General features: G+C 48.5%; 20 protein-coding genes and 1 pseudogene. 16 read left to right on the forward strand and 5 right to left on the reverse strand.

Annotated elements, in window-relative coordinates; translation table 11 throughout:
- Nucleotide 1: 1 nt before the first annotated feature.
- The 5 genes and pseudogenes from KTT_RS31085 (at nt 2) to KTT_RS31105 (ending at nt 9,446) form a co-directional block, all read left to right on the forward strand.
- Nucleotides 2-4,483 carry a non-ribosomal peptide synthetase gene (locus KTT_RS31085; RefSeq protein ID WP_160146255.1) on the forward strand — a complete coding sequence of 1,494 codons (4,482 nt, stop codon included), beginning with the start codon at nt 2-4 and terminating at the stop codon, nt 4,481-4,483.
- 196 nt (nt 4,484-4,679) lie between these two features.
- Entirely contained in the window at nt 4,680-5,978 is a 1,299-nt protein-coding gene (locus KTT_RS31090; RefSeq protein ID WP_126601555.1) for an MFS transporter, read from the forward strand.
- Nucleotides 5,979-6,540: 562 nt separating this feature from the next.
- Nucleotides 6,541-7,590, forward strand: coding sequence for a methyltransferase domain-containing protein (locus KTT_RS31095; protein ID WP_126601556.1), 1,050 nt, complete (start codon nt 6,541-6,543; stop codon nt 7,588-7,590).
- Between the two features lie 183 nt (nt 7,591-7,773).
- Nucleotides 7,774-8,376, forward strand: a pseudogene (locus tag KTT_RS31100) (plasmid pRiA4b ORF-3 family protein).
- A gap of 71 nt (nt 8,377-8,447) precedes the next feature.
- Complete coding sequence (locus tag KTT_RS31105) at nt 8,448-9,446, forward strand: phosphotransferase (protein WP_160146256.1); 999 nt, start codon at nt 8,448-8,450, stop codon at nt 9,444-9,446.
- Here KTT_RS31105 and KTT_RS31110 read toward each other — a convergent pair.
- Nucleotides 9,411-10,277 (reverse strand): class I SAM-dependent methyltransferase, encoded by an 867-nt coding sequence (locus tag KTT_RS31110; RefSeq protein ID WP_126601558.1) that lies wholly within the window; start codon nt 10,275-10,277, stop codon nt 9,411-9,413. The genes KTT_RS31105 and KTT_RS31110 overlap by 36 nt on opposite strands.
- A 152-nt stretch (nt 10,278-10,429) precedes the next feature.
- On the opposite strand from KTT_RS31110, the gene KTT_RS31115 reads away from it, so the two are divergent.
- The 8 genes from KTT_RS31115 (at nt 10,430) to KTT_RS31150 (ending at nt 15,566) form a co-directional block, all read left to right on the forward strand.
- Nucleotides 10,430-10,819: a hypothetical protein gene (locus KTT_RS31115; RefSeq protein WP_126601559.1), complete on the forward strand. Its 390-nt coding sequence runs from the start codon at nt 10,430-10,432 to the stop codon at nt 10,817-10,819.
- 112 nt (nt 10,820-10,931) lie between these two features.
- Nucleotides 10,932-11,270, forward strand: a complete 339-nt coding sequence (locus tag KTT_RS31120; protein WP_126601560.1) for a hypothetical protein — start codon at nt 10,932-10,934, stop codon at nt 11,268-11,270.
- A 31-nt stretch (nt 11,271-11,301) separates the two neighbouring features.
- On the forward strand, nt 11,302-11,889 hold the full coding sequence (locus KTT_RS31125) for an IS607 family transposase (RefSeq protein ID WP_126601561.1): 588 nt from the start codon (nt 11,302-11,304) through the stop codon (nt 11,887-11,889).
- Complete coding sequence (locus tag KTT_RS31130; protein ID WP_126601562.1) at nt 11,876-13,174, forward strand: RNA-guided endonuclease InsQ/TnpB family protein; 1,299 nt, start codon at nt 11,876-11,878, stop codon at nt 13,172-13,174. The genes KTT_RS31125 and KTT_RS31130 overlap by 14 nt, the downstream gene beginning before the upstream one ends.
- Before the next feature lie 2 nt (nt 13,175-13,176).
- A complete protein-coding gene (locus KTT_RS31135) occupies nt 13,177-13,692 on the forward strand; it encodes a GNAT family N-acetyltransferase (RefSeq protein WP_126601563.1) in 516 nt (171 codons plus the stop codon).
- An 84-nt stretch (nt 13,693-13,776) separates the two neighbouring features.
- Nucleotides 13,777-14,289 carry a P-loop nucleotide/nucleoside kinase family protein gene (locus KTT_RS31140; protein WP_126601564.1) on the forward strand — a complete coding sequence of 171 codons (513 nt, stop codon included), beginning with the start codon at nt 13,777-13,779 and terminating at the stop codon, nt 14,287-14,289.
- A gap of 33 nt (nt 14,290-14,322) precedes the next feature.
- On the forward strand, nt 14,323-14,838 hold the full coding sequence (locus KTT_RS31145) for a nucleotidyltransferase domain-containing protein (RefSeq protein WP_126601565.1): 516 nt from the start codon (nt 14,323-14,325) through the stop codon (nt 14,836-14,838).
- A 74-nt stretch (nt 14,839-14,912) separates the two neighbouring features.
- The gene (locus KTT_RS31150) at nt 14,913-15,566 is read left to right on the forward strand and encodes a nucleoside/nucleotide kinase family protein (RefSeq protein ID WP_126601566.1); all 654 of its coding nucleotides are present in this window, start codon (nt 14,913-14,915) and stop codon (nt 15,564-15,566) included.
- A 32-nt stretch (nt 15,567-15,598) separates the two neighbouring features.
- Here the strand turns inward: KTT_RS31150 and KTT_RS37825 are convergent, their stop codons facing one another.
- A complete protein-coding gene (locus tag KTT_RS37825; protein WP_160146257.1) occupies nt 15,599-15,913 on the reverse strand; it encodes a GNAT family N-acetyltransferase in 315 nt (104 codons plus the stop codon).
- On the opposite strand from KTT_RS37825, the gene KTT_RS36445 reads away from it, so the two are divergent.
- Nucleotides 15,866-16,117 carry a hypothetical protein gene (locus tag KTT_RS36445; protein WP_162511824.1) on the forward strand — a complete coding sequence of 84 codons (252 nt, stop codon included), beginning with the start codon at nt 15,866-15,868 and terminating at the stop codon, nt 16,115-16,117. The two genes, KTT_RS37825 and KTT_RS36445, sit on opposite strands and share 48 nt — an antisense overlap.
- Before the next feature lie 130 nt (nt 16,118-16,247).
- Here KTT_RS36445 and KTT_RS31160 read toward each other — a convergent pair whose 3' ends face one another.
- Nucleotides 16,248-17,375, reverse strand: a complete 1,128-nt coding sequence (locus tag KTT_RS31160; protein WP_126601567.1) for an RNA-guided endonuclease InsQ/TnpB family protein — start codon at nt 17,373-17,375, stop codon at nt 16,248-16,250.
- 3 nt (nt 17,376-17,378) lie between these two features.
- Between KTT_RS31160 and KTT_RS37575 the strand changes: the two genes are divergently transcribed.
- Nucleotides 17,379-17,654 carry a ribbon-helix-helix domain-containing protein gene (locus tag KTT_RS37575; RefSeq protein WP_307720680.1) on the forward strand — a complete coding sequence of 92 codons (276 nt, stop codon included), beginning with the start codon at nt 17,379-17,381 and terminating at the stop codon, nt 17,652-17,654.
- Here the strand turns inward: KTT_RS37575 and KTT_RS37280 are convergent.
- Together KTT_RS37280 and KTT_RS31175 are read right to left on the reverse strand one after the other, a co-directional pair.
- Nucleotides 17,551-18,498 carry a DinB family protein gene (locus KTT_RS37280; RefSeq protein WP_160146258.1) on the reverse strand — a complete coding sequence of 316 codons (948 nt, stop codon included), beginning with the start codon at nt 18,496-18,498 and terminating at the stop codon, nt 17,551-17,553. The two genes, KTT_RS37575 and KTT_RS37280, sit on opposite strands and share 104 nt — an antisense overlap.
- A 241-nt stretch (nt 18,499-18,739) precedes the next feature.
- Nucleotides 18,740-19,216, reverse strand: coding sequence for a GNAT family N-acetyltransferase (locus KTT_RS31175; RefSeq protein WP_160146259.1), 477 nt, complete (start codon nt 19,214-19,216; stop codon nt 18,740-18,742).
- A 295-nt stretch (nt 19,217-19,511) separates the two neighbouring features.
- Here KTT_RS31175 and KTT_RS31180 point away from each other — a divergent pair, with 295 nt between their 5' ends.
- Nucleotides 19,512-20,933 (forward strand): WD40 repeat domain-containing protein, encoded by a 1,422-nt coding sequence (locus KTT_RS31180; RefSeq protein WP_126601571.1) that lies wholly within the window; start codon nt 19,512-19,514, stop codon nt 20,931-20,933.

Consider the following 20,933-nt stretch of genomic DNA (forward strand, 5'->3'; position numbering starts at 1 on the left):
CATGATACAGAATGCCATTGAGAATGCGTATCCACTTGCTTCAATGCAAGAGGGCATACTATTTGAAACTCAATATGTTGACGATCCCGAACTCTATTTTGTGCAAGTCCGATATTGCATCCAAGGTTCCCTTAATGTTGAGGCATTTAAGAAGTCGTGGCAGTCAATCATTCAACGACATCCTATTTTGCGTACACTGTTTGTCTGGAAAGAGGTAGAGATACCAATCCAAATTGTACGTCAACAGATGAATTTACCCTGGTCTGAAGTGGATTGGCAAACCGCATCATCAGAAGAACAAGAACTGCGATTTGAGCAACTTTGTGCTGGCGAACGAGCACGTGGGTTTAACCTGGAGAAATCTCCACTTATACGCTTTACGCTTGTTCAATTGGCTCCTAATAAGCACTATTTCCTCTGGAACTTTCATCATATATTGTTAGATGGATGGTCGGTGCCAATTATCCTAGATGAGGTGTTAATCACCTATTATGCTTTATGTGCAGGAAAAGAACCAATGCTTCCCTCGCTAAGACCATACAAAGACTATATAGATTGGGTACAGCAGCAGGAGGATACAAAGGCAGAACAATTTTGGAGAGACACGTTACAGGGTTTTAACCAACCGACAAGATTAGCAATCGAGCATACTCATGTGGCATTAGGGCAATCACGTACTATTGCACATAAATTTCTTTGCTTACCAGCTCCTTTTTCTGCTTCTATTCAGCAACTAGCACATCAAAATAAGCTAACGATAAATACTATTATGCAAGGTGCCTGGGCCTTGCTTCTTTCCGTCTATAGTGGCGATGACGATGTGGTATTTGGAGCGACTGTTTCCGGCCGCTCCCTCCCCTTTCCTGGCATTGAGTCTATGGTTGGACTCTTTATCAATGCATTGCCGATACGGGTTAAGATTGACCCTCACACTTCACTCTTATCCTGGTTGCAGGCAATTCAAAGTCAACAGATTCAAAATAGACAATATGAATCTAGCCCTCTCGTAAAAATTCAAAAATGGAGTGAAATTCCAAAGGATCAAGCGCTTTTTAGATCCTTGTTCGTTTTTGAGAATTATCCATCCATAGCAACAGTGAGTACGACACAAGATACCTTGGAGTTGGTACCCATGGCCTCCATCGAGCAAACAAATTATCCTCTAACACTTACGATCACTCCCGGAGAAGAAATTGGCATTCATCTTAGTTATCAAAATCACCTCTTTGACACATCAAGCATTCTACGATTGCTCGAACATTTCCAAATAGCCCTTGAAACAATTGTTTCCAAGCCAAATCAAAAAGTAAGCGTGTCTTTGCTCACCGCCCAGGAGCGCCAGTTGCAACTGGTGACGTGGAACCGGACCGCGGCCCCATTTCCTCAGGATCGCTGTCTTCATGAGCTCTTTGAGGAGCAGGTTCAGAAAAGTCCACAGGCCCCGGCGGTCCTCTTTGAGGATACCCAGATCAGCTACGAGGAGCTCAATGCCCGCGCCAACCAGCTTGCCCATGTCTTGCAGGGCTACGGAGTCACACCAGATACGCTGGTGGGCTTATGCGTCGAGCGGTCGCTGGAAATGGTCGTGGGTATGCTTGGCATTCTCAAGGCAGGAGGTGCCTACGTCCCTCTTGATCCCGACTATCCCGCTGAACGCTTGAAGTACATGCTCACGAACACAGGGGTGAACGTCCTGCTGACGCAAGCGCACCTGCAAGACCGATTGCCCATGCATCAGGCACGGGTCCTCTGCCTGGATGCAGATTGGTCTCAGATCGCGCAGGCTCCTTCGACCAATCTGAGCACGAGCGGCGTCCACCCCGCGCATCTGGCCTATGTCATCTACACCTCCGGCTCTACCGGTCTTCCCAAGGGCGTTATGGTTCCTCATCGTGGCGCGATGAATGTTGCCCTTGCTCAAACGATACAATTCGGATTACAGGTGGGGGATCGGGTGCTGCAGGCTGCCTCTATCAGTTTTGATGCCGCAACATCTGAGATGCTGCTTGCCTGGGGGGCGGGCGCGACCCTCTGTCTGGTATCACGCGAGGTATTGTTGTCTGGACCTGGATTTCAGCAGTACCTACAACAAACTGCGATTTCTATGGTTATTCTCACCCCATCGTTGCTCTCAACCCTCACAGTTGAAGCGTTGCCAGCACTGCATACCATCGCAGTAGCTGGTGAGGCCTGCTCATCAGAACTGGTTGAGCGATGGGCAGCAGGACGACGTTTTTTCAATCTCTATGGGCCAACTGAAGCCAGTATCTGGTCAACGGTCATGCGCTGTGAGGTGGGGGAAGGAAAACCGCTGATTGGGCGTCCCATCATAAATACGCAGGTCTATATTCTGGATCAGCGGATGCAGCCAGTTCCTGTTGGTATACCAGGCGAACTGTACATTGGTGGTGTAGGAGTGACGCGCGGTTACCTCCAGCGGCCAGATATTACAGCTGATCGATTTGTGCCTCACCCTTTTAGCAATGAACCTGGAGCTCGGCTGTACAGGACAGGAGACGTTGTCGAATATCGAGCTACTGGCGAAATAGCGTATATAGGTCGAGTTGACCACCAGGTGAAGATACGAGGTCAACGGGTTGAACTGGGAGAGATTGAGGCAGTACTTCGTCTGCATCCTGCAATACAGGAATGTGCGGTACTGGCTCGGGAAGATACTCCAGGAGAGAAACGATTGACAGCATATATCGTAATCACGGCCGAGTACACATCTAAAACCATTGACTTACCAGCTTACTTGAGCGCTAAACTTCCAAAGCATATGCTTCCATCAGCATATGTTACTTTACCTCTTTTGCCACTTACAAATAATGGTAAGCTTGACAGGAAAGCATTGCCAATACCAGATACGCGCAGCAACAGTTCAGGTAAACCATATGCGGCCCCAAGAACTCCGACTGAGCAAAAACTAGTGCAGATCTGGGAACAAATGCTAGGAATTACCAAAGTCGGTATTAACGATAATTTTTTCGAGATAGGTGGCAACTCATTGCATGTTGTTCGCCTTGTAGCAAAAGCAGCTAAATTAGGTATTACCATAACAATTAAGCAAATATTCGAATGCCCTACGATTGCCCGTCTCGTAGCGGTTATTGATCAAAACCACGTTATTGCTGAACAAGAGGAAATTACAGGCCTCGTGCCAGCCATCTATTTACAACGGCGCCTCCTGGCTAGTGCCACAAGACATGAAGTACATACTCATGCATTTCTTCTCAAAATGCATATTTCTCTGGATTCTGGCCGATTGGCGAGGGCAGTTGCTGCGTTGGTACAACATCACGATGGACTGCGCATGGTATATGCGTCCTCTGGATCACGTTATCCATTGGCTATCATTCCCCCTTTACCGATCGAGAAGATTTATACACGTGTTGATACAACGCTTCTAACTAATGAGGAGTTGGATGCGTTGATAGCCACTCAACTGGACACTATTCATTTAGAGCCATCAGAATTGCAAACAGGCCCACTTTTCAAGGTATTCCACTATGACTCAGGATCGATGCGCTCTAGCCAAATCATTTTCATGGTTCATGTTCTTGTAGCAGACCTCGAATCTACACAACTTATTGTCAACGATTTGCTAGATGCCTACCAGCAATTAGATCTTGCAGACACAGTTGTATTTCCTCCAAAGGTGACATCATTTAGGCAGTGGGTAGAACGGCTTCATACCTATGCACAATCGGATAAAGCAGCACGCGAATTGGGCTTTTGGGTAGAACAATCGGAGCGTTATATTGTACCACTACCACGTGATCATCACGATAAACCTAATTTGGCAGGAACAACCGTCTTTGTGGACCGAGAATTGACAGTTGAAGAGACTACGCAGATCTTGCAAGAATTCTCCAACAAAATGAGCATACGAGCTGATGCTATCTTACTAGCTGCGGTAATGTTAGTACTAGAAGCTTGGACTGGGCAACGAACGATGCGCTTCAACCTGACGACACATGGGCGTGTTCCGCTTTTTGATGATATGGATATCTCGCGTACAATCGGCTTTTTTGTAGCCACATTCCCAATAGTTTTAGATATTGGTGAAAGTCGCCAGATTGTTACAGTGGCCCGTTCTATCCAATCTCAGCTGAAGCAAATACCTAACCAGGGAATCGGGTGGAGTGTATTACATACACTCCGGCATGCGCAGGATGCTGATCCACTACGATCGATGCCAATGCCTGAGATTGAGTTTACTTATGCATCAGAATATGAAAGCGATCCAGAGCATGCACAATGTGATATTATAGGCCCTTGGACAGTTCACACCTACGATACTGAATATCTACGCATGGGAGTTATTCAGATTTTTGTTCCTGTATCGATGAATAGATTACATGTCCAGTGGAACTTTAGCTCTAACCTCTACGAGAATGAGACGATTGAACAGTTAGTGGAGGCAATGATGGATATTTTGCGCAATTTTGCGGCGTCCATTGACTCCGGGAACTACCAATAGCAAAGGAACTGGCATCCATTCAATAAAAGGCTCAAAACTAATGCCAGTCTTATTAGCATTGCATGGTTTTGAGCCCAATAACACTGAGATGCGCTGTTTTAGGGTGCTATGAGATGGCTGTAAGAAAGCAAGTGTATTGCTTGCTCTGGCCCTTTGTCAGGGGCTTGATTAATATAAACGTAAAAGGAAAGTATGTATGACACCTACCAGTACAAATCAGACTCAAGGGCTCAGCCTTGATTACTGGAAATATTGGACCGGACAGTTTATTTCTAATTTGGGTAACTCATTCACGATATTTGGCCTGCCTTTGCTCATTTTCATACTCACTGGTTCTGCTCTGCAATTGGGCATAGCTACCGCCATAAGCATGGTTCCCACTCTCCTGTTTGGATTAATTGCAGGCGCACTTATTGATCGGTTTGATCGACGTGTGATCCTCATATTATCCAATCTTTTGCAAGGCGTTGCCATTGCAACCATTCCTCTCTTCAATATGTTGCATCTCCTGACAATTGGATGGATTTATATTGTCATGTTTCTTATGTCTCTTGGCATGGCCTTCTTTCATGCTGCTCAATTTTCTGCAATTCCTGCATTGGTTTCGAGCGATTCGCTAGAGGCAGCAAATGCGCGAATCCAAACAAGTATCTCAGTTACAACAATTGGCGGTCCCATTCTCGCAGGGTTGTTAATTAGTATTATTCCGATTACATCACTCTTCTTCGTAGACGCTATGAGTTTTTTAGTCGCGATTCTCTCACTAATAATGATCAAAAGGAGTTTCAACCTTGATGCTGCATCGACAGAAAAACTTGATATACAAGCAGTGATAAAAGATATTCGTGACGGATTAATTTACGCTTGGAAACATCAACTGTTGCGTGGGTTATTTATTATGCTAATGCTATCAAACTTCTTCTTTATAATTCCTCAGATGCAGATGCTTTTCTTCGCAGAGAAAGCTCTAAATTTGACTCCCGCACAGATTGGAATCCTCTTTGCATCTGAAGGAGTCGGAGTTTTAATTATGACCTTTTGCGTAAAGTTGATCAATACACGCTTTACTTTTAGAGCATTGATCCTAGGCTCGCAAATTGTGGAAGGTGTCTTATTGATTATCATGTCAGCCTGGCATCAATTCTGGATAGCGATCTTTTTATGGGCAGCAATTAATGCATTGGTGGTCCTTATAAATCTCAATATCACCAGTTTGGAGCAAAGAATTGTACCCAATGCTCTGTTGGGGCGTATCGCGAGCGTTGAAATGGTGTTGTCCTGGTGTTTCATGCCACTTGGAATGCTGGCCGGGGGAGCAGCAATTACTGCTACAAATCATATTGATTGGGTATTTAGCATTTGTGGAATAGCTCTCTTGAGTATTCCGTTACCCTTCTTTTTTACGAACTTTGGACGCTTGACCCCTCCCCAAAAGGATACAGCAGAGGAAACTGAAGTAAGCTATAACGATCCAGTCGTCGAGCTTTCAGATTAATGGAATTTGCCTCAATCGATGGCGTTGATTGTTGTTGGGGAATTTGTCCAACAAGAAACCAACCACTATCCTCTCATTGTAATCTTGCCAGTTACGTGTTTTTTGAGACAAGCTGCGTCAATTTCAGTACAGTCCAGAAGAGCTATGGGAGTATATCGATTTAATAGAGGGTAATTTTAATAATTATTTTCTATTCATTTAATTTAATCGATCAATATACTTATAGCTTTCTTCCATTCTTACTTGCCCCATAGTTGCATTTACAGGAGAAGCAAATTCGCTTGTTTCACTAGAACAGACCAGAGAGCAATTTTAATTGCATTCAGTGCTGGAGAATCTTTTTTGTGAACCAACGAGAAACATTTACCCCATTACTGTAACAAACCAGAGGTCTTTTTTGAGGATTTGAGTTATATTCCGGGAATATGAAATAACTCAAAAAAATCGGAATATATCTGCATTATCTGCTATGCAATTTCCCTTACTCCACCTGATACACCATTGACCTTATCTACTAATTGACTAACACAGAGTAAGTAATTCTTGGAGGAGAGGTTCCTACATGAGCATTAATTGGGAAACAACTACGCCGTGCACCGAACAAATTACTCTAGATCTCATTAACGCCTTATTAAAGGCAGAACCTTTAGCAATTCTTCACTTTGGTCATATGTATTCACTAATAAATGATTTGGATCCTATTTCTGCAACACAGATGGAACAGTATCTTACGATACAGCCCCTGTATTTGGGAAACGTATCTGATGGGAAATGGGGAATGGCCAGTGAGGATGCGAGGCGGTGCCTTTATGATATAAGAAGAACACAAGCATTTATTCTCGGAATTATTTGTTGTATACGAGAGTTACAGTTAGAATTGGGAAGAAGGAATATATACGTTGTTGAAGCAGGAGGAGGAACGGGCATATTAGCTATTGCAGCGGCGTTGGCTGGAGCAGATGTTGTACTACTGGAGATTAATGAAGAGACAGCCCATAGAGCTTCCAAATTCATCAATTCACTCTCATTATCAGAGAAAATAAAAGTAATTTGCACAGATGCAACAATATATATACCTGAAAGAAAATTTGACGTCATTATTTCTGAATGTTTGCATACAGGAGTTGTAAAAGAACCTCAAATTCAGATCATGCAACATTTGGGAAGGTATCTTAATCCAAACGGAAAATTTCTTCCAGAAGGAGTATACTTAAGTTGGGTACTTGCTGACACAGATTGGACAGGAATAGAAAGTGATCATATAGAATTATCAAAAATTGAGAAAAAAATTCGGTCAATTGGTCAGTGGTCTCAATCTCCGTATTTAAATTTTCAAATTGAAAGCATGAAAGAGAATATAGGCAAAATCATGTTTATCGTACCTCTTCACACGGGTTCCTCCAACTCTGTTATAGCAGCTATGGACATCACAATATATACACCTAAAAGTTTCGTACAACCTATTACTTTAATAAGTGGAGAAGCTGCGTTTCTGGGGCAACCACATATATGGAAACTAAACACAGCCATTAATTCAGAAGATGGATCTTATGCATTTGGTTATTTTACTCCTGGCGGAACATTTCCAAAAGTTATTTATCGAATATTATAAGCTGGACCCAAACCCCCACTCCAGCAGAGGTACTGCTCAAGAAAACCTTGAGCATACAATGACTCAAATTCGTTAGGGCTATAATGCTGAACGGTGTAAAACTGGTGGAAAGGTGTTTGATTCGCTTGATTTTTCTGTGTCTATCTGTTTCACTTGAATTAAATTGTAGAAGCGGAGACGTATATGGGAAGTTATCAGTCAGAGAGCCGTTATTATTTACACGTTCAGTTGACCGGCATTGAACCCCCTATCTGGCGGAAAATAATTGTACCTGGAGCCATCAGCCTCCATACCCTGCATAAAATGCTTCAGGTGGTGATGGGATGGGAGAACGCTCATCTCTATTTATTCAGATGAAAGATCAACGAGAAGACAACCATCTATGGCATCCCTGATCCTGATTGGGAGGATGCAGACATACGTATCAGAGATAGCCGACGAACAAAGCTCGATGCGACTGTCTGGACTGATTGGCTGAATCTCACGTACGAATATGATTTGGGAGATGGCTGGATGCACCAGATTACTATTGAAAAGATTGAGCATCTGCCCGATGAAAATCTGCCTGAGGACAATCTCTGGATGACACCTCGTTGTCTGGCTGGTGAGCGAGCTTGCCCACCTGAGGATGCTGGTGGGATAGGTGGGTACACGTTATTGCTTGAGGCATTGCAGAATCCCGAGCATCCTGAGCATATGCAGATGCGCCAGTGGGCAGGCGCGTCTTACGATCCTGAGCTTTTTTCTGTTCAGCAGGCCAATTCAGCGCTGGCAATTTTGGACTGATGGGGTCTTTCAAGATGCATTGAAGTGGCCTGGGGTGTTGTTGATGGTACAATGATGGCATGAAGCATCGCATGAATATTGCTGAAAGCAGCATTCTTTCAGCCGTCCAAGAGTATTTCTCTCTCCATTTGCAATTTCTGGAGTTCCTCCCTGTGGGTGAAGGAGCCTGGGTGTACAAAGGACACGATGAGAGTCAGAGCTTATGGATAGTGAAGCTTTCCCGTCTCAATACGCCCACTGTCGCTCGTGTAACCTCGTATCTTCACGATGAGCTTGGTCTTTCTTTTGTGATCGGTCCCGTTCTTCCTCTCGATCAAAGGGCGATCCCAAGGGTACATGGATACAATCTTAGTCTGTATCCCTTTCTTGAAGGCAAAACCCTGAGCTATGATAGCCTCAACGAAGAACACCAGGCCGAGATTGCTCAGTACCTGCGGAGCATGCATGATGCCAAACTGCCACAGCCCATCAGAGCACTGCTTCCGAGAGAAGCCTTTGACAAGTTTCAAGCATCTGCGAGAAGCCTGGTGAGAAAGGCAAGAGAGTATATCGGCAACGATGCCCTCTTGGAGCGCTTGCGAGATATTGTGATGTCACAATGGGACGTGATAGATCAAACCATTGAAAATGGGTATCGACTGAGTCAATATTGCAAACAACATGCCTATGAGTTGGTGATCTGTCATGCAGATATCCACCCTTTCAATATCATACAAACAGCAACGACCCTCATCATGATTGATTGGGACGGCATCATGCTTGCTCCCAGAGAACGAGATCTCATGTTTTACCGTCAGGAAATGAACGCGGAAGATTCTGACTTTCACCGAGCCTATGGCCTTGATTATCACGTCGATGCTTATCTCATGAGCTACTACAATTATGAATGGGTCTTACAGGAGTACACGGACTATATAGGGCGGCTCTTTGATATGCAGTTAGGTGAAGAGGCGCGCGCCCATGCCCTTGATGAATTTCATGCACTTTTTGGCTCTCAACAAGAGTTGGGTGGTGTGGTGAAAGAGGCACTCTGCTCACCTCTGCCGGATGCAGTTGGTTACTGTTTCTGATCTTGATACAGCAGGGAAGTTGCCATCTGAGCACAAAGACTCTCTCTGTTGGATGTCAGGCTTGCGTGCCTTCACAATGAATGTTGTTGGCATCATATGTGCTCGCGCGAGTGAATACCATTTCTCAAAGAGGTGGTCGTCCTCCGTGGCAAGCGAGGGATTCACGTCGCCTTCGATGACACGTTCTATCATCAAGCCGGCCTCGATGAGGCTATTCAAGTAGGTGCTCAGTTTTCTGGGATACTGAATAACGGCTGCATTGTTGACCCACGAGGAACGTGTAATGGGACTCGCATCGCTATACGAGCGCTTGAGAACCATCTGGCCATCCTGACTTTTGAGGCATCCATAGACGGGATGTTCCCAGCTAAAGACGAAGCTTCCACCTGGTTTCAGATAGGACGCGATAAGAGAGAGTGTACGGGCAAGATCATAGGTCCAGCCGAGCGCGAAGATTGAGATCACCATATCAAAATAGGTGGCCGGGATGCCGGGATTTCCCTCCATTGGAGACGAGAAGAGGTGGGCTGTATAGCCTTTTTCCTGGAGCAGTGCGGAAGCATAGCCAATCTGTGTGTCTGAGAGATCCAGTCCCCAGAGTTCGGCGGCATTGTGCTCACCCAGGTAGAGGAGAGAATGCCCACTTCCACAACCGATTTCAAGAACACGAGCATCCCGAATTGGATCAAGCAATCTCAGGTTGTCCTCTGTGGGTGCCAGTGGACCATATATTGGGAGTGCTGTGCTGCCATAAAACTGCTGTGCTGCTTTGTTCCAGCCTGTGCGATTGGTTTCTTGTATGTTTGATTGATCGATGGGATGTGTCTCCATGATTGCCTCCTTCTTATATCGCACTGTCTGTCGGCCGAAAAACATGGTAATTATACTACTTTTATGTGTGTTCTTGCCGTGGCAGCCTTCCTTGCCTGATTTGTTCCTACCATGATAGAATTGAGCGCAAAAAGCTATGGAGAGAAAGAAACATGGAAAACTGGGATTATCGTCGCACCTGGTATCATGGATCTCAGCAAGAAATCACGACATTACGCATTGGCAGTTCTATTACACAGGAGAAAGCGATTGCATGCGCATTCTCTCATAGGCCTTCGCTTATCAGCATCTCTGATGCTGGAAGCATCAAACATGATGGCGTGGTTCCTGGTTATCTCTACGTTGTATCAGAAGAGATAGATGAGCATGATGTAGAGCCTCATCCTCATCCAAGTAATGTCACTCGTTGGGAGTGGCTGACAAAGAGAGAACTCCACGTGCGACTTGTTGAGCACACATATATTCCTCCAGAGGAGCAGTTGACGGAGGATGAGATCATATCTCTCAGGCGAAAGCAGCGGGAAAGAAGCGAACAAAGGTAATGACGTGCTCGGTATTACATGATATTTCTAACGAGACCTAGACCGAAGAGAGAGGGAGTGCTCTCTGTCCCTCACCTCAAATATGTGTTAGTGAAGAAAGGTAGCCCTGTTCGTGACCACCATCCTGCAAAATCTCACTCCATCAAAGGTAGCCCTGGCGTATGATGCCAATCACATTGCTGAACGCACACTCTTTAGCCGGCTCCCCCAGGCGGAGCTTCATGACGAGCCAGGTCTCCTTTGGTATGCCACGGGAAGTGATGCCGACAGTTTTAATGGCGTGCTGCAGACACAACTGGAGCCTGATCGCCTTTCTCCTGCTATCGGTCGTGTCTGTGCGTATTTTCAACAGCGCCGCCTACCATTCCTCTGGTTCGTAGGTCCCTCTTCCCGTCCAGACAATGTGGGACTGGTATTGAAACCGATCTTTGGAAGTATAGTGAATCCTTGACAATTCGTGCGTATCATCGTATCATAGGCCTATGAAACTCAGTGACTATGCCAAACAGCAAGGGGTCCGCTATGAGACCGCCTGGCGCTGGTTCCGGGATGGGAAGATCCAGGGGCGGCGCGTCGGGGCTCACACGATTCTCATTGATGAACCAACCACGGTCTCCGCCCCTGTATCGAAGACGCACACCGTGGTCTACACGCGGGTGTCTTCCGCCGAAAACAAGGCCAATCTGGATCGTCAGGCCGAACGGTTGGTCGCGTACTGCACGGCTCGTGGTTATCAGGTGAGTCGGGTGGTCAAGGAAATTGGCTCGGGCGTCAATGACAACCGCCCCAAGTTTCTGGCGCTGCTGGCTGATCCGAGCGTGGGGCGTATCGTCATTGAGCACAAAGACCGCGGCACCCGCTTCGGGTTCCGTTACATTGAGACCTTGCTTCACACCTATGGACGTGAGATCGAGGTCGTCAATCAGGCTGACACGAGCACCGAGGACCTGCTCGCAGACCTCACCAGCATTGTGTATTCCTTTTGTGCCAGACTCTATGGGCAACGACGTGCCAAACGAAAAACAGAGCGTCTGGTGCAGGAGTTGGAGGCCGAGCATGCAGTTGACTGAAAGGCATATCATTGATCAGAGTGATCCCCGGTATGGGGCGCTCGATGCCGCCTGCTTCGCCTCTAAAAACCTCTATAACGCAGCGCTCTACGAAATGCGTCAGGCCTTCATCTTTGAGGGGATCTCTCTCACCTACCAGCAGATGGATCGGCGCATGCAGTCGCATGAAGCCTACAAAGCCCTGCCGGCCAAAGTGGCCCAACAGGTGCTCCTGCTGCTCGAACGCAATTGGACCTCGTTCTTTGCAGCCCTCAAGGCCTACAAGGCCGATCCCTCCACGTTCCGTCGTCGTCCCCAACTGCCCACCTACAAACACAAAACGACCGGTCGCCATGTGCTGATCTATACGATGCAGGCCGTCAGCCGCAGCAAACGGACCCTTGGTCGGCACCTCATTGTACCTTCAGGATTGGGCATTCAGGTCAAAACGCGGCAAGACCCCAAGACGATCGCGCAGGTCCGGGTGGTTCCCAAACACGGCTTTGTCGTGGTAGAGATCGTGTATGAACAGGAGCCAGCCGAATCTGCTGTCGATCCTTCCCTCATCGCGGGCATCGATGCTGGTGTCGATAATGTGATCGCGTTAACTTCAAACAAGCCGGGCTTTGTCCCGGTCGTCGTTAACGGACGCGGTCTCAAAAGTACGAACCAGTTCTATAACAAGACGATGGCCGATCTGCAGCAGGCCCTTGGCCGCCCTGGCGTGACCCGACGCATGCAGCGCCTGACGATCTGGCGCAATCGACGCATCGAGCATGATCTGCATACCATCTCTCGCTTTGTGGTGGATCTGCTGGTCGCCGAGGGCATTGGCACCCTGGTGATCGGGCGCAACGCAGGCTGGAAGCAGGAGAGCAACCTGGGCGCACGCAACAATCAGCATTTTGTTCAGCTTCCCCATGCGCGCTTGATCCACATGCTCAGGTACAAAGCGGAGCACAAAGGCATCCGGGTGCTGCTCACGGAAGAGGCCTACACCAGCAAGGCCAGTTTCCTGGATCGTGATCTTCTGCCCACCTACCAGGCTGGTCAGGAGAAACTGCTTGCGTTCAGCGGAAAACGCATCGCACGGGGCCTCTATCGGGCCAAAGATGGCCGACGCATCAACGCTGATTGTAATGGATCGTATAATATCATTCGAAAAGCAGCTCCTGATGCCTTTGAGGTGGAGGGAGTAGCGGATGGGAAGTGCAAGGTTCATCTGCCGGTAGTCCATCCCGTGAGGATGTCATTCCCTCACAAAGCTGCTCACGTGAAAATCCTGACATCTGTCAGGATTCGCTAGCCGTGACGGAACTATTAAGGGATCACGGATTTAGCCATGCCGAAACGGAACCTGTCATGGCTGTGGACCTGCTCCACATGAACACGGACCTACCAGTATCATCTCGATTAACCATCCATCGTGTTTGCACCCATGAGCAGTTGTTGCAATGGCTGTATGTGTGTTTCTCTGAATGCTCTGAAGAGATCATTCGGCAGTGCTTTACCCTCTACTCTGGCCTGCACCTCGACCATCACAGCCCACTGCGTCTGTATCTTGGAACCATCGATGGTGAACCGGTGGCGACGTCCCTGTTGTTTTGCGGTATGGAAGCAGCATCCTTGAGAACTATTTTTACGCTGCCTCACTATCGAGGTCACGGTGTTGGTGCGGCGATGACGCTTGCCGCACTGCATAAGGCACGATCGTGTGGGTATCGCATCGGCCTGCTGGCGGCTTCCTCGATGGGAAGTGCGCTCTATCGCCGCATTGGGTTTCAGGCGTACGGGACATTTAGCGTCTACTATGTGGCGATCTAAAGGTGAGAACATATTGATGCATATGAGATGAGGCATCTTGCTTTCTTCTCTATCTGTGGAAAGACCGACGCGAGGAGCGTTCATATGTGGTTGATTGTTATGAAGGGATTGTCGGGAAGTGGGAAGAGCACGCTGAGCCGTGCTGTCAGCGAACATTTTGGTTGGCCCCTGATTGACAAGGATGATGTGAGAGATTGCCTGGCCGATGAGATCCCAGAAGTTGGTGGATTAGCGTATGATATCATGTTTCGCATTGCTCGTCGTCAGCTATTGCAAGGTCTCAGCGTGATTTGTGATAGCCCCCTCACTGCATCCATGAGCTATGATCATGCTCAAGTTATTGCGCAGGAAGCGCAGGCCACGTTAGCCATAATCGAGTGTATCTGTTCTGATGAGTTACTCTGGAAGCGTCGTATTACCAGTCGCAAAGCGCTTGGGCTTCCAGCTCATCACCAAACGGATTGGGACCGTTTTCAAGCATATCGACGTTTGTATGGCTCCCAGGCAAGCTATCCCATTTTCCATCCTTATCTTATCGTGGATACTATCAAGCCAATTCATGAGTGTTTGAATGAAGTGGTGGCGTGGCTAGCGTAGGCGTAGAACTACTTATGGAGAAAGAATCTTCTTATGAACACCCGGCAACTTGTACTTCTGCAAGAGATTCTAGCTGTGTGCCAAACGAAGGCTATTCCGATCTGGGTACGCGGTGGGTGGGCAGTCGATTTTGCTCTGGGTCAGATCACTCGTGAGCATGAAGACATCGATCTTTTTGCCTGGGCTAAAGACGCTGAGCGTTTGACTGAAGCATTTGAACAAGCGGGCTTCTGTCCACAGGAAGGGCCCCCGCCTGACGCACAACGGGATTTTATGCAAGATGGAGAAAGCATTCAAGTGGCACTGGTCGATCTCAACAATCAAGGGGAGGCCATTGTGGCAGGAGGACCAGCGAAAGGTTCTGTCTGGCCACAGGAGATGCTAGGGTCGCATCGTGGGCACATCGGCGAGTTCGTCTGTCCCATCGTGAATCCATTGGTGCAAATTGAAATAAAAGAACAGTTTCCCATATGGCGGCCAGATCTTCCGCGTTTCGAGAAGCATGCCAGCGATATCGCGCGCCTACGCGAACGCTTCACTGCTCTTTGAATGTGACCGTCTTTTTCTTCATCATGATGAGAGACGCAGCATGACTGTGTTCACCTGACGAGGCGAATGAACTTATGAAATACCACCATGGAGATATGGCATTGCCCTGTTTTGTGATTGCGATCAGTGGCGCATCGGGAGCGGGGAAAACAACGCTGGTGAAAGCATTAGCTCATGCATTACATGATGCGGCTACGCTGTTTTTTGATGACTATAAACCGCAGGTTGTCCCGTCCACACGCTACCCCGAGAATCTTATCCAGTGGGCTAGAGATGGGGGAGACCCTGATCTGTGGGAAACGCCACAACTCGTTCTGGATCTAGAAGCCTTGCGCCGGAGGGAGGCGATCACGATTCATTGGAGTGGAGAGCGGTTGGAGCCTGCGACATTTATTGTCGTTGAAGAGCCCTTTGGTTATGCAAGAGAGAGCATAAAACATCTCATCGATTTTGTGATTGCATTAGACATCCCACTCGATATCGCGTTAGCGCGTCGTCTCTTAGGTTTGACCGACCCTCCTTATGTCATGCAACAGCCAGATGATCGATATAATCTCCTGACTGAGTGGTTACGAACCTATCTCTCTGGTGGATATAGAGAGCTCTACCTTGCGATCAACGAGCGTATTTTCAAGCATAATGACCTCATGCTTGATGGTACGAGACCAGTTCATGAACTGGTTGAAATAGCGGTTCAGCAGATACAGCAGAAGATGCGTAGCTCCTGACACTCTATCGGGTTGCGTGACTGTTCGCCTGATCACGTATGTTGCGTTTGCTTTAGGCGTGGTATGAGATAGGTACGTGCTCCTTCCCGAGAAAAACCAAGTTTCTCGGCAACGCGTTGTGAGGCATAATTATCGATACCGGTACTCCATACCGGAACCTGGCCTGCTTTTTGCAGGTGTGTTGCTACTAATGAGGTAGCAGCACTGGAGATGCCCTGATTGCGCCAGGCTTCCAGCGTGTTCACTGCAATATTTGCATACCTTTGTGTACGAGCGGAGGCAGAGGCGATTGCTACTATGTGCCCATCGATGATACCCGCTGCGGTAATGCTCTCCTGCAGGAGCACAGCCTGGCTCTCAAAGCCATCGTTTTGGAACTCTGGAGGGGATGCGGCAAGGAGTGGAAGATCTTCGATACCCAGCAGCCGTACCGCAGGATGTTGCCAGATCTTCGCTGGTTGACGCAGTGCATAATGGATCTCATCATAGTACCGAACTGGAGTACTCGCCTGCGCAAACAGCGCTCCCAGCGCATGCCGTTTCTAGATTGATACAGTCCCATCCCGCCATATGTTGAATTGACACTCCACCCGCATAAATGCGGGGGATTCTTCTTTCATCCATCCAACGTGCTTAACAGGATTGCTCCTGAGAAGTAGGGGTCCGATGTCCAGAAGCGTTTTATGCACTCACAGGTGCATCAGTTCCCGTCTGCCCGACGGTACTGAGAGCCTTGTTTAAAATGTTCACAGCGGCATTGTGATCCCGATCCATTACCAATCCACAGGCAGGGCAGATATGTGTGCGTACGCTCAGGCTCTTCTTGACGAGCGTGCCGCATCCACTACAGTTCTGGCTGGTGAAGTGTGGTACCACCTTCACAACTGGAATGTCGTGCATCGCTCCGTAGTAGTTGACCCATTGGAGGAAGTGTCCCCAACCGGCATCATTGATACTCTTGGCAAGGTGCCGATTGCGCACCATATTGACAATCTTCAAGTCTTCATAGGCAATCAGGTCGTGAGACGTGACGAGCGCGTTCGCCTCTTTGCGGGCAAAATCCTCACGCTGCCTTTGGACTTTCAAATGTGCTTTGGCGACTCGTTGGCGGGCTTTCTTCCGATTGTTGCTTTTCTTTGCGGTGCGAGACAAACGGCGTTGCAGTTTCTTGAGTCGTTTTTCTGCCTTGCGATAGTGGCGCGGGTTCTTTATCGTGTTGCTATTGGAGTCGGTGTAGTAGGCTTTGAGCCCCACATCGATACCAACCGTTGCGCCGGTCATCTCATGCTCAATGACCCGATGTGCCTGCACCGCAAACTGGGCATAGTACCCATCTGCCCTGCGGATCAGACGCAGCCGCTTGATTTGTTTGATGGGGAACGTTTCAATGTCACGTGTTCCCACTAAACGCAGACGACCTATGCCACACCCATCGATCAAGGTAAGATGCCTGCCATCAGGCTCTAACTTCCATCCAGTCTGCTTGTATTCAACGGAGCGATTATCATGCTGGAAACGGGGATAGCCCTTCTTCCCAGGTTTCTTGGCTTTGCAGTTGTCATAGAAACGTTGAATAGCATTCCACGCACGATCGGCAGCCGCTTGACGAGCCTGAGAATTGAGAGGGTTGGCGAAGGGAAACTCTTTGGCAAGGACGGCGCAATACTTCTGCAAGTCATTCTTGGTGGCGTGGTCGTCCATCCAGAGACGGAGACACGTGTTACGAATGAACTGGCAGACACGAATCGCTTCATCAATGGCGGCATATTGTGCCTTATTGCCATCAAGCTTGTATTCGTGGATCAGCATGGCGTGCTTGTCCTTTCTGTATTGTTATGGTATAGTATACACCCTAATAGGGTACCATGTCAAACAAGAAAAGAAGGCCCCATGAGGAAAGAGCGAACAAATATCTACATCACTGAACGACAAAAGAAACAACTGGAAAAGAGAAGCATAGAGGAAGATTTACCCATGGCTGAAATTATTCGGAGGGCGCTTGATACCTATCTGGCATGGGATGATCCAACGTACCAACCCATGCCCCCCAAGCCGCAAACAAGGAACGGCGATTCATCCCCGCCATGAATGGACGGGGCTTTCTCGCTCGTCTCCTGTAAAGGATCTGTTGCACGGTGAACGGATGGGGTTCTTGATCGGGCCCCGCAAATAATAGAAAGCGGGAAAGGGCGTCAGGAAGGTGTTGGACAAGCTGTAAGATATGCTCGTGATTGGCCTGAAACAGCAGCAGAGCGGGTTCAATGGTTCGCCCAGCATAGTCGAGCGTCTCAGCGCAGGTATTGTCTGGTGTGTACCAATCATGGCGATATTGACTTCCTGAACGAGCCAGGGCGGCCTTGACCGCATGCATCCAAAGATCATCACCATCCACAATGTGATGCACCAGCTGGCGAATAGTCCACTCTCCTTCCGAGCGTTTCTTGTCCAGTTCCTGTTCAGAGATATCAGCCAATGCTTGCTGTAAGCGCGCTGGCCCCTGGGCATATAAGGCGACGATCTCCTCTGGCGCCCACTGGCGTGGCGTCGTAAAGCGTAGCGTGTTCCCATCTGGATCTCGAATGAGTAGGGCGCGATCACCCAGTGGTGCTGTGTTTTCTTCTATCTCTGTGAGCCCGAGTTTTGACCACTCGGCAAACTGGGCGTCGAGATCCTGGCAGAAGAAACCCAATGTGTTCCCTGGTTTCATGATCGTGTGCGGGTTATTCAGGTATTCCGTTACATCACTGGCCTGCCGGCCAATGAGAAGCAGAGGATCACCGCCAAAATCAGTGACCTCCACGAGGTGATCAGGAAGTGGCGTAGCTGTCGTACCGAAACCGAGAAGCTCCGTATAAAAGGCGTAACTGATGGGAAGATTACGCACGGGAAGGGCCCACCATGGGCGTGGTCGCTCCGTGTTGGTGTGTTGCATAACCATGTGCTCCTGTTTGTTGCTTTTTGGCAAGATGGATAATGACGTGTTAGCAGCAGCCGTTGCTTATATGCCATATGGAATAGATGAAGAATGAAGGGGTGAGAGCGGGACTAGCAGAGGTACGAGCGCGGCAGACGCATGGAGCACACTTCCTTCTTTATAAGGCGGTTTGATTCCAAATATACTCTATAGTAATGCGGCCCCTTTGTCAAATTGAGTCTTTTTTTCTCTTATACAATTATTCATCGGTAAGTGTTGGAAGATCTTTCTCAAAGAAAAGGACGGTGAGCCCTTTGATGGTCTCTGTTTGCTCAAGCTGGACAAAGCCATTTTTGCGATAGAGTTGTTGTGCTGCTACCTGAAGCGTTGTGGTATCTAACTGAAGTACCTGATAGCCCAGCGCAATGGCGCGAGCTTCCAACCGTGTCAGCATCATCTGCCCCAGTCCGCGTTTTTGAAAGTCAGGGTGCACCCTCATGCGCTTGATTTCACTGCGTGTCGAAGTTATCTTTTTGATGGCTCCCATGGCAACAATGCGATTCTCGATCTCGCCAACGAGGAATTCCCCCTGGTTATCAAGATATACCTCCTCTATCTGAAACAGATCTGCATCCCACTGCTCATCTTCCAAATCGGCTCCAGTCCCATGGAGGGCCGCTTTATGAAGAGCCCAGACGGCACCCTGGTCAGCTGGCCGATATTGTCGAATCTTCATGAATGCTCTTTCTTTCGCTCTAAAAATATGGTTGCTTCCTTTCGCCTCTAGCTTATATGGATATGTTTGTTCTGGCAAGACGCTGCTCGAAAAATACATGCATTTTCTAGGTTATGTTTTCATGCGTGCTCTACCATTTCCACTAAATGATGTTCGGGCGGGTAGCTACACCTATCTGCCCCTGCCCTGCCTCTGTGTTACCTCTCGCTTTTCTTATACTTGTTCGTGTTGATTGTCCTTTTTGAAGAATGCATTGGCAGGTATCAGGAGGAAGAGGAGGAATAAAAAAACAGGAATGGCACTGCGTCAACTTGTGATTGTACGTCCCTCACTTCAGGGAACGTATGCATCAAAAAGCATTCAGGTGTGGGTAGATGATCAAGCAGCCGTTGGCCCATGGGTCTCAACACTGGTTGCTCGGTTGGGGTATCCCCTGGTTGATTCCTATGGTTCCCCACTTCCGTATTGTCTGCGTTTGGCATCTGATGGTCGGATATTGCCCACCAGGGGTCGATTCGCAGACATCGACTTCCCCTCTGGAAGTTCCTTTAGTATCGAGCCAGTGAAGCTGGAGGAACTGCAGCTGGAAGCGAAAGGGAGCAAGGGGAGTCGTACCACTCCAGTGTCAGTTGCTGATATGCGTCTTTCCCGGCGATCACTCATCAGCGTGCTTGCCTCCTTCAGTTTTCTGGGCCTGGGATCTGGTATGACGACGTCCTTTGCCCAACATCTCTTGAGCCGCCGCCCGCCTATGAAGACACCAGCAAAGGTATCGGTGCAAACGCCAGCAACGGTATCTGCTCCCATCACCTTGCGTACGGTGTTTGACCAGCATCAGCAAACGGTGAGAACGCTGACCTGGTCACCTGATGGACGTCTGCTGGCATCAGGCGGCAATGATAGCAAGCTGTTTGTGTGGAATGTGGACGGAGCAGTGCTCTACCAGCATCAGTTTTTTGCGCATGTGCGCTCTCTTGCGTGGTCGCCTGATGGCGCGCAACTGTTGGCTGCGGTGGCCAATGTCGTCTTCTTTTTCGATGCGCACACAGGGAAGCTCCTTGCTGAAGATGGTGTCCACCACACGACATCAATTACCTCCCTTGGATGGACCCAGGAAACGGTACCGCGAGCCATCTCTGCTGGTACAGATAAGATGGCCATTGTCTGGGATGCACAGTTGCACCAACCACAGGAGATCTTTCGTGGACATACTTCCCCTATTGAAACGTTGGCGACCCTTTCAACCACGGTGGCGACCGCCTCTGATGGTGGGGTGACGCGGGTGTGGAGTGCACTGAGCGGGCAGGAGATGCATGGCTATTATTTCCAGAACGCGCGTCCATTGCGCGCGGCGGCCTTCTCGTCACAAGGGATACTTGCTGTGAGTGGAGACGACGGAACGATCGCTCTGTGGGGGGATGGACGAACCTGTCAGCGCCAGGTGCCCGCTGCCTTTGGCGTCCAGTGCCTTGATGGTGCAATACACCTGCGGAAACATGCACACCCTGTGCGAGCCCTGGCATTTTCGCTAGATGGAAGGTGGCTGGCATCGGGTGGGGACGATAAGCAGCTCATTATCTGGTCTATACAGACGATGAAGCCGCTATTGGTTCAACCGAAACAGGAGCCACTTACTGCCCTTGCCTGGTCATCTTCAGGCAATCTTCTTGGTGGTGCATCTGGGCAGCACGTGACGCTCTGGCACATTCAGATCTGA

The sequence above is a fragment of the Dictyobacter aurantiacus genome, from assembly GCF_003967515.1.
GTDB classification, from domain to species: Bacteria; Chloroflexota; Ktedonobacteria; order Ktedonobacterales; family Ktedonobacteraceae; genus Dictyobacter; species Dictyobacter aurantiacus.

What these genes read in the sequence shown, in the direction of transcription:
- KTT_RS31090 (WP_126601555.1), top strand. Translation starts at nt 4,680, where the DNA reads ATGACACCTACCAGTACAAATCAGACTCAAGGGCTCAGCCTTGATTAC.
- KTT_RS31130 (WP_126601562.1), top strand. Translation starts at nt 11,876, where the DNA reads ATGCAGTTGACTGAAAGGCATATCATTGATCAGAGTGATCCCCGGTAT.
- KTT_RS31115 (WP_126601559.1), top strand. Translation starts at nt 10,430, where the DNA reads ATGGAAAACTGGGATTATCGTCGCACCTGGTATCATGGATCTCAGCAA.
- KTT_RS31085 (WP_160146255.1), top strand. Translation starts at nt 2, where the DNA reads ATGATACAGAATGCCATTGAGAATGCGTATCCACTTGCTTCAATGCAA.
- KTT_RS31095 (WP_126601556.1), top strand. Translation starts at nt 6,541, where the DNA reads ATGAGCATTAATTGGGAAACAACTACGCCGTGCACCGAACAAATTACT.
- KTT_RS31105 (WP_160146256.1), top strand. Translation starts at nt 8,448, where the DNA reads ATGAATATTGCTGAAAGCAGCATTCTTTCAGCCGTCCAAGAGTATTTC.
- KTT_RS31180 (WP_126601571.1), top strand. Translation starts at nt 19,512, where the DNA reads ATGGCACTGCGTCAACTTGTGATTGTACGTCCCTCACTTCAGGGAACG.
- KTT_RS37280 (WP_160146258.1), bottom strand. Translation starts at nt 18,498, where the DNA reads ATGCAACACACCAACACGGAGCGACCACGCCCATGGTGGGCCCTTCCC.
- KTT_RS31110 (WP_126601558.1), bottom strand. Translation starts at nt 10,277, where the DNA reads ATGGAGACACATCCCATCGATCAATCAAACATACAAGAAACCAATCGC.
- KTT_RS31125 (WP_126601561.1), top strand. Translation starts at nt 11,302, where the DNA reads ATGAAACTCAGTGACTATGCCAAACAGCAAGGGGTCCGCTATGAGACC.
- KTT_RS31160 (WP_126601567.1), bottom strand. Translation starts at nt 17,375, where the DNA reads ATGCTGATCCACGAATACAAGCTTGATGGCAATAAGGCACAATATGCC.
- KTT_RS31145 (WP_126601565.1), top strand. Translation starts at nt 14,323, where the DNA reads ATGAACACCCGGCAACTTGTACTTCTGCAAGAGATTCTAGCTGTGTGC.
- KTT_RS31140 (WP_126601564.1), top strand. Translation starts at nt 13,777, where the DNA reads ATGTGGTTGATTGTTATGAAGGGATTGTCGGGAAGTGGGAAGAGCACG.
- KTT_RS31175 (WP_160146259.1), bottom strand. Translation starts at nt 19,216, where the DNA reads ATGAAGATTCGACAATATCGGCCAGCTGACCAGGGTGCCGTCTGGGCT.
- KTT_RS31150 (WP_126601566.1), top strand. Translation starts at nt 14,913, where the DNA reads ATGAAATACCACCATGGAGATATGGCATTGCCCTGTTTTGTGATTGCG.